The sequence below is a fragment of the Agromyces sp. P1_H4 genome (assembly GCF_056405255.1).
In genome coordinates, this window is sequence record NZ_JBFUCL010000248.1 from 1 (window position 1) to 5,713 (window position 5,713).

Annotated in this window: 7 protein-coding genes and 1 pseudogene; 7 read left to right on the forward strand and 1 reads right to left on the reverse strand. The window is 71.9% G+C overall.

The features are described from left to right. The coding region (locus AC1DY2_RS14175; RefSeq protein ID WP_476763017.1) for an aminotransferase class I/II-fold pyridoxal phosphate-dependent enzyme at window positions 1–1,176 on the reverse strand (1,176 nt) is incomplete at its 3' end. Between the two features lie 110 nt (window positions 1,177–1,286). Here AC1DY2_RS14175 and pdxS point away from each other — a divergent pair. From pdxS to AC1DY2_RS14210, 7 genes and pseudogenes are all read left to right on the forward strand, one after another. Next, window positions 1,287–2,177, forward strand: a complete 891-nt coding sequence (gene pdxS, locus AC1DY2_RS14180; protein ID WP_309978886.1) for a pyridoxal 5'-phosphate synthase lyase subunit PdxS — start codon at window positions 1,287–1,289, stop codon at window positions 2,175–2,177. Further along, the gene (gene pdxT / locus AC1DY2_RS14185; RefSeq protein ID WP_476763018.1) at window positions 2,174–2,830 is read left to right on the forward strand and encodes a pyridoxal 5'-phosphate synthase glutaminase subunit PdxT; all 657 of its coding nucleotides are present in this window, start codon (window positions 2,174–2,176) and stop codon (window positions 2,828–2,830) included. Before pdxS ends, pdxT begins: the two co-directional genes overlap by 4 nt. A gap of 34 nt (window positions 2,831–2,864) precedes the next feature. After that, window positions 2,865–3,395: a DUF1697 domain-containing protein gene (locus AC1DY2_RS14190; protein ID WP_476763019.1), complete on the forward strand. Its 531-nt coding sequence runs from the start codon at window positions 2,865–2,867 to the stop codon at window positions 3,393–3,395. A 104-nt stretch (window positions 3,396–3,499) separates the two neighbouring features. Continuing rightward, a complete protein-coding gene (locus AC1DY2_RS14195; protein ID WP_159603390.1) occupies window positions 3,500–4,258 on the forward strand; it encodes a YebC/PmpR family DNA-binding transcriptional regulator in 759 nt (252 codons plus the stop codon). Between the two features lie 10 nt (window positions 4,259–4,268). Continuing rightward, window positions 4,269–4,877, forward strand: a complete 609-nt coding sequence (gene ruvC, locus AC1DY2_RS14200) for a crossover junction endodeoxyribonuclease RuvC (RefSeq protein ID WP_476763020.1) — start codon at window positions 4,269–4,271, stop codon at window positions 4,875–4,877. Beyond that, window positions 4,874–5,494, forward strand: a complete 621-nt coding sequence (gene ruvA / locus AC1DY2_RS14205; RefSeq protein ID WP_476763021.1) for a Holliday junction branch migration protein RuvA — start codon at window positions 4,874–4,876, stop codon at window positions 5,492–5,494. The genes ruvC and ruvA overlap by 4 nt, the downstream gene beginning before the upstream one ends. Window positions 5,495–5,547: 53 nt before the next feature. Then, a pseudogene (locus AC1DY2_RS14210) lies at window positions 5,548–5,713 on the forward strand (Holliday junction branch migration DNA helicase RuvB); the annotation flags it as partial.

A 5,713-nucleotide genomic window follows, 5' to 3' on the forward strand; every position in this document is an offset into this window, starting at 1 on the left:
CCGCATGAGGTGCTCGGAGACGTCGCGCGCCGGCACCGGAAGCGGGACCCAGAGGTTGAGGCCGTCGCCGGCTGCGGCCGGGACGCCGAGCGCGCTGAGCCGCGCGGCGAACGCCGCGTTGCGCGCCGCGTAGTGCGCGCCGGCGGCCGTGACGCGGGCCGTGACGTCGGGGTCGGTGACGAGCGAGAGCACGAGGCGCTGCAGCAGGTGGCTCACCCACGTGGTGCCGGGGGTGAGGCGCGTCGCGAGTCGTTCGGCCGTGTCGGGATCGGATGCCGCGACGGCGAGGCACATGTCGGGTCCGAGGAACTTCGACACCGAACGCACGAGCGCCCATCGCCGATGATCTGGGCCGATGAGCGAGCGGAACGGGGTTCGCGACAGCATCGAGAAGTGGTCGTCCTCGATCACGAGCACGTACGGGTGCTCGCGCAGCACCTCGCGAAGCTCCGCGGCCCGCGCCTCCGAGAGGCTCGCCCCGGTGGGGTTCTGCGCCCGGGGCGTGCTCACGACGGCGCGCACGCCCTGCTCCAGCGCGGACCGCAGCCCGGCCACGGTCATGCCCTCGTCGTCGACCGGCACCGGCACGGCACGATACCCTCCGACACGCACGGTGTGGATGCTGGTCAGGAAGCAGGGATCCTCGAGCGCCACGGCGTCGTCGCGCACGAGCGCCTGGGCGAGCAGCCGCTCGACCGCGTCGGCGGCCCCGTTCGTGATCGTGAGCCGGAGGTCGGACGGGGCGAGGTCCCCGCGCATCCACGCGTGCGCCCACTGCTCGAGGCCCGGGTCGATCACGGGCTCGCCGTAGAGCACCGGCCGGCCCGCCATGCCGGCGAGGGCGCGGGACGGGTCGGGGATGAGATCGGGGTCGGGATTCCCGGTCGCCACGTCGCGGAGCACGCTGTCGGGAGCGAAGCCCTCCTGCGCGACGGCGGAGCGGTCGGCGACGTGCGTGCCACCGCGGCCGCGGGTGACGACCATGCCGGCCGAGGTCAGCTGGCGGTACGCCGCGACCGCGGTGTTGCGGTTGACGCCCAGGCTCTCGGCGAGGTTGCGCACGGGGGGCAGCGGATCTCCGGGCTGCAGCCCGCCGCGCTCGATGAGCGCGCGGAYGCTCGCGGCGATGTCCGCGGCCGACCGGCCGGTGATCTCGAGGGTCAGGTCATGATCCATGGGTGCTCCGAATCTCCGTGCCGGACCATGCTATCTTTTGGCCTAGGTCAAGCGGGCGTTCTGTCCGCAGAACTGCGCGATTGCGCGTCATCCGTCGAAAGGACCCCCCGATGAGCACTGTCGAGACCGGCTCCAGCCGCGTGAAGCGCGGCCTCGCCGAGATGCTGAAGGGCGGCGTCATCATGGACGTCGTCACGCCCGAGCAGGCGCGCATCGCCGAGGATGCCGGCGCCGTCGCCGTCATGGCGCTCGAGCGCGTCCCCGCCGACATCCGTGCCCAGGGCGGGGTCGCCCGCATGAGCGACCCCGACCTCATCGAGGCGATCATCGCCGAGGTCTCGATCCCCGTCATGGCGAAGGCCCGCATCGGCCACTTCGTCGAGGCGCAGGTGCTCCAGGCGCTCGACGTCGACTACATCGACGAGTCCGAGGTGCTCTCGCCGGCCGACTACGTGAACCACATCGACAAGTGGGCGTTCAACACGCCGTTCGTCTGCGGCGCCACCAACCTCGGCGAGGCGCTCCGACGCATCAACGAGGGTGCGGCCATGATCCGCTCGAAGGGGGAGGCCGGCACCGGCGACGTCTCCGAGGCGACCAAGCACATCCGCAAGATCACCTCCGAGATCAACCAGCTGAAGTCGATGACGCGCGACGAGCTCTACGTCGCGGCCAAGGACCTCCAGGCGCCGTACGAGCTCGTGGCCGAGATCGCCGAGACCGGCAAGCTCCCCGTGGTGCTCTTCACCGCGGGCGGCGTCGCCACCCCGGCCGACGCGGCCATGATGATGCAGCTCGGCGCCGACGGCGTGTTCGTCGGCTCCGGCATCTTCAAGTCGGGCAACCCCGAGGCCCGCGCCGCGGCCGTCGTCAAGGCGACGACGTTCTACGACGACCCCGCCGTGATCGCCGACGTGTCGCGCGGCCTCGGCGAGGCCATGGTCGGCATCAACGTCGGCGACCTCGCCGCCCCGCACCGTCTCGCCGAGCGCGGCTGGTGACCACCACCCTCCGCAGCGAGTCGATCGGCGCGGGGGAGGAGGCCCCCGGCGGACCTCGCGTCGGCGTGCTCGCCCTGCAGGGCGACTTCCGAGAGCACGCGCACGTGCTCTCGCGGCTCGGTGCGCGCGTCTCGCTGGTGCGCCGGCCGGGTGAGCTCGCCGAGATCGACGGGCTCGTCATCCCCGGCGGCGAGTCGAGCGTCATGGACAAGCTCTCGCGCTCGTTCGGCCTCGCCGAGCCGTTGCAGGACGCGATCGGCGACGGGATGCCGGTCTACGGCACGTGCGCCGGGCTGATCATGCTCGCCGACACAGTGCTCGACGCGATCGCGGGCCAGCAGAGCCTCGGCGGCCTCGACGTGGTGGTGCGGCGCAACGCCTTCGGATCGCAGAACCAGTCGTTCGAGACCGACCTCGACGTCCCGGCGCTCGGCCCCGAGCCGGTGCACGCCGTCTTCATCCGCGGGCCCGTGGTCGACTCGGTCGGCCCCGGGGCGACGCCGCTCGCGCAGCTCGAGGATGGACGCGTGGTCGCGGTGGAGCAGGGCAACCTGCTCGGCACGAGCTTCCATCCCGAGATCACGGGGGAGTACCGGTTCCACGAGTACTTCCTCGGCAAGGTTCGCGAGCGGCGCGTCGCCGCCGCGGGGTGACACGGGGATCGGCGGCCGGGACTATGGTCGCGTCATGACCCAGTACATCGCCCTGCTGCGAGGCGTGAACGTCGGYGGCGTGACCGTGAAGTCCGCCGAGCTGCGCGACCTGTTCGCCGGGCTCGGCTTCGACGGCGTGCGCACCGTGCTCGCGAGCGGGAACGTCGTCTTCGAGGCCCCGTCGCGCGACGCCCGAGCCGCGATGAAGTCTCGCATCGAGCACGGTCTGCGCGACCGGTTCGGCTACGACGCGTGGATCGTGCTGATCACCCGGGCCGAGCTCGAGCGCGCCATCGAGGCGTTCCCCTTCGACGCCGACGATGCGAAGCGCCAGCCATGGGTGATCTTCGCCGCCGAACCGGCCGTCGCCGCCGAGCTCATTGGCTTCGCCGACCAAGCCGATCCCGACGTCGACCCCCTCGCCGTGGGCGACGGGGTCGTCTACTGGAACCCGGTCAAGGGCACGACCGTCGACACCCCGTTCGCCAAGCTGCTGTCGAAGGCGACGTACAAGCCCGTCACGACGAACCGCAACCTCCGCACGCTCCGCAAGATCCTCGGCTGAAGCCCGTCGCCGCGGCATCCGCCCGTCGACCGGTTGCCGCCCGGCCGCTGCCATACAATGGTTCGTCGGCGGATGCACCCGCCGCGAAGCGATTCAGGAGCATCATGTCCGGGCATTCCAAGTGGGCGACGACCAAGCACAAGAAGGCCGTCATCGACCAGCGACGGGCGAAGTCGTTCGCCAAGCTCATCAAGAACATCGAGGTCGCAGCCAAGATGGGCGGTGCCGACCTCTCGGGCAACCCGACGCTGGTCGACGCCGTGCAGAAGGCGAAGAAGACGTCGGTGCCCAACGACAACATCGACCGCGCCATCAAGCGCGGTGCCGGGCTCACCGGTGAGTCGATCGAGTACACGACGATCATGTACGAGGGCTACGGCCCCAACGGCGTCGCACTGCTCATCGAGTGCCTCACCGACAACAAGAACCGCGCGGCCGCCGAGGTGCGCACCCTCATGAGCCGCAACGGCGGCACCATGGCCGACCCGGGCAGCGTCGCCTACAACTTCGCGCGCAAGGGCGTCATCGTCGTCCCCTCCGAGGGGACCACCGAAGACGACATCCTCGCCGCGGTGCTCGACGCGGGCGCCGAGGAGGTCAACGACGAGGGCGACACCTTCGAGGTGATCACCGAGGCATCCGACATGGTCGCGGCCCGTACCGCCCTGCAGGAGGCCGGCATCGACTACGACTCGGCGGATGCCGCGTTCGTGCCGAACCTCAAGGTCGAGGTCGACGCCGACACGGCGCGCAAGGTGTTCCGCCTCATCGACGCGCTGGAGGACAGCGACGACGTGCAGAACATCTACAGCAACTTCGACCTCTCGGCCGAGGTGCAGGCCGAGCTCGAAGCCGAGGACTAGGCCGATCGCCGTGCGCGTGCTGGGCATCGACCCGGGGCTCACGCGCTGCGGCGTGGGCGTGGTCGACGTCGAGCCCAATCGCACCGCACGACTCGTCGACGTGATCGTGCTGCGTTCGCCGGCCGACCTCGACACGCCGAGGCGCCTCGCCCGCATCGCCGACGGCCTCGAGGCGATCCTCGAGGAGCACCGGCCGCAGGCCGTCGCGCTCGAGCGCGTGTTCGCACGCAGCGACGTGTCGACCATCATGGGCACCGCGCAGATCTCCGGCGTGGCGATGCTGATCGCGGCCCGGCGGGCGCTGCCGGTGGCGCTGCACACGCCGAGCGAGGTCAAGGCCGCCATCACGGGCTACGGCCGTGCCGACAAGGCGCAGGTCGGCGCCATGGTGGCCCGCATCCTCGGACTCGAGGAGGTCCCGAAGCCGGCGGATGCCGCGGACGCGCTGGCCCTCGCGATCTGCCACGCCTGGCGCACCGGGGGAGTGGCGGGCGCGGCCGTGCTCGACGCCGCCGCGCCGCCCGTTCCGGGCACCACGCTCACTCCGGCCCAGCGGGCGTGGATCGCCGCCGAGCGTTCCGCTGCGGTGTCGGGGGCGGCCCGTAGGGTGAAGGAGTGATCTCCTCTCTCCGCGGCCCCGTCCTGACGGCGGCAGGCAGTTCGATCGTGATCGAGGTCGGCGGGGTCGGATTCCACGTCAACACGACGCCCGCGTTCGCCCTCGCCTGCCGCGAGGGGCATGAGGCCTCGGTGCACACGAGCCTCGTGGTGCGGGAGGACGCGCTGACCCTCTTCGGGTTCGCCTCCCGCGACGAGCTCGACGTGTTCGAGTTGCTGCTCGGTGTCACGGGCGTCGGCCCGAAGTCGGCCCTCGGCGTGCTCTCCGCCCTCTCGCCCGACCAGGTGGCCGCGGCCGTGCAGGGCGACGACGACGCCGTCTTCCGCAAGGTCAGCGGCATCGGCCCGAAGACGGCGAAGCTCATCACCCTCTCCCTCGCCGGCAAGCTCGTGGCGCGGCCCTCCGGCCCCACCGCGGCGCCCGTCGTGACCGGCGGGGTCGCCGAGAGCGTGCTCGCCGCGCTGACCGGGCTCGGCTGGTCCGAGCGGGTCGCCGCCGAGGCGGTCGACGAGACGATGGCCACGGCATCCGAGGCCGAGGCCGGCTCCGTCCCGTCCGTGCTCCGGCTCACCCTCGCTCGGCTCGGCCCGGCGCAGCACGCGGGGCGGGCGCGGTGACCGCGAACGGCGTCGACGACGGCGACCTCGTCGGGGTCGACCTCACCGACCCGATCCTCGCGTCCGAGGCCGAGCTCGCCTTCGAGGGCGCCCTGCGTCCCCGGAGCCTCGCCGAGTTCGTGGGCCAGACGCGCGTGCGGGGCCAGCTCCAGCTCCTCCTGACCGCGGCCACCCTGCAGCAGCGCACGCCCGATCACATCCTGCTCGCCGGGCCCCCGG